Annotated in this window: 1 protein-coding gene and 1 pseudogene; both read right to left on the reverse strand. The window is 37.8% G+C overall.

The genetic code is table 11. The features are described from left to right. Positions 1-102: 102 nt before the first annotated feature. A complete protein-coding gene (gene purU, locus HC000_RS18125) occupies positions 103-933 on the reverse strand; it encodes a formyltetrahydrofolate deformylase (protein WP_011327398.1) in 831 nt (276 codons plus the stop codon). A gap of 203 nt (positions 934-1,136) precedes the next feature. Further along, positions 1,137-2,132, reverse strand: a pseudogene (locus tag HC000_RS18130) (hypothetical protein); the annotation flags it as partial. Positions 2,133-2,221: the final 89 nt, after the last annotated feature.

The raw sequence follows: 2,221 nt of genomic DNA on the forward strand, positions 1-2,221 counted from the left end.
AATAGGCCACAACTTCTGTTGTAGCCTATTATGAAGCCTCTGAAAGATCGTTCAATTAGCTTAAACGATCTGCATTAACCATAATTTGCTGGCATTTTTGTTTTACGAAAACACCACGGTTTTATTACCGTTAATAAATAGCTTATGCTCAGAGGCAAGTTGTAGCGCTTTACAAAATACTGTTTTTTCTACATCTTTACCCATATTGGCCATCATTTTTGCAGTTTCTGCGTGGGTTACAGGCGTAACATCTTGCAAAATAATAGGCCCTTCGTCTAACTCGTTATTGACAAAGTGAGCTGTGGCTCCAATGATTTTTACGCCACGTTCAAATGCTTGGTGATAAGGTTTTGCACCAATAAAAGCGGGTAAGAACGAGTGATGAATATTAATAATTTTGCCCTCAAAGCGTTGTACAAACTCAGGGCTTAAAATACGCATATATTTAGCTAAACCAATAATGTCAGGGTTATAGCTGGCAATTAAATCGCCTACTTGTTGATCGTGCTCGCTGCGCGTTAATCCCTCATGAGAGATAACATGAAAAGGGACATTAAGCCCTTTAGCAAGCGGCTCTAAAATAGGGTAGTTTGCTATAACGGCTTGCACTTCAATATTTAGCGCTTGTTCGAATTGCTTTAATAATACGCCACCTAAGCAATGTGCTTCTTTAGTAGCAAGTAACACAACTTTGGTTTTTGTACCATTGTGTAAAGCCACTTTAGCATCTGCAGGTAGTATTTCGCGTAGTAGTGGTAAAAAGTTACTTTGTGGCTCACCAGTGAGCTCTGTACGCATAAAAAAGCGTTTAGCGTCTTTGTCTACAAATTCATTATTACGTGTAATATTTAAATTATGCTGGTGGCAAAGCCCGGTGATTTTGGCTATTAGCCCTACATCATCGGCGCATTGTGTGGTTAGTATGTAGCTCATTCTCTCATTCTTACCCAATTATAGATTGCTTTATTATTTGCGTTTTAGCGCATAAAGCAAGGGCTTTGTGTGTTGTTACAAGGTTTAATTTAGAACAGCATGACATTAAAGTGAGCAAAGTTAACTGGGGTTTAAAAAGGTATAGTTACTGTTAAAAATGCCACTGATTGCCAGTGGCATTGATATATAATTAAGTTACCGTGTTATGACTTGGTTTCTGAGGCTAAATCATCTTGTTGTCTGATAAAGCCGGCGGCTTCTTCATCATTTTTTGTAATTGCGCTTTGTTGTGTTGGCATAGCGCGTGTTTGCTGATTAAGCTGATGAATTTGCGACGCGTTACCTAAATCACGCTCACTGGTAATTGAGGCTATTGACTCACGATCTTTTAAGAACGCAATCACATCGTTTTTAATTGCTTGTAACTGACCTTCGTCTTTGTGCATTTCCATAATATGGCGTGGATGCTCAAGATTTTTCATACCTGTTGCTGCAAAAGTGGTGGTTACTATTCGCGAAACAATAACCCAAGGGGTAATGCTGCTACGTACTAAGGTGTTTTCAGAGCGAGTGCTGTCGTGAATACCTGTACCGGTTGATATTTTAGACTCAGTAAATGTACCTTCACATTTAAAATAGACCAGAAGTGATTCAAATTGCATTTCAGCAAAAAACAAATGTGCATTGCTACTTAATAGCTGAGCAAAGGCTTTAATTAATACACCTATCAGTAATAAGTGTACGCTTGCCATTACTAGCTCGCTGATAGGTGAAATATGACGATTATTAAGTGCTTGCTCTATTGAATTGATATTTGCGCTATCAATATAACGATAAATATCGATGAAAGAGTAGGCTAATAATACCGTGAAAATAAGCGCGATTAAATACAGAAAATTACCACTAAGTAGCGCCAATAATCTAGCCATACTAAAACCTTTACCTAAATCTAGCTCATGTAGTTTAGGTTGTATTTCTTGAATTATTTCGCCTTTAAAGCCGCCTTTTCCTTCTACTTGCTCTTGCAGTTGTGGGTTGAGCTCGCGGTATACGCGATTAGGCACTTCTTTATTATGTTTTTTGTCTAATAGCTGGTAGCTATCAAGGGTATCTAAAAATAAGCCATTAAAGCCACGTGCCTTTAGTCACGGCAAGATCATTATAAATTGAACTTATAGAGCAAGTAGTGATCAGATCAAGGCATAATAATAACTTGGTCGCATAAATATGAGCACTACTTTTCTGAAACATTTTAATTCAATTACAGATCCTCGCATTGAACGTTGTA

This window comes from Pseudoalteromonas sp. MIP2626 (assembly GCF_013414205.1).
Classification (GTDB): Bacteria; Pseudomonadota; Gammaproteobacteria; order Enterobacterales; family Alteromonadaceae; genus Pseudoalteromonas; species Pseudoalteromonas nigrifaciens.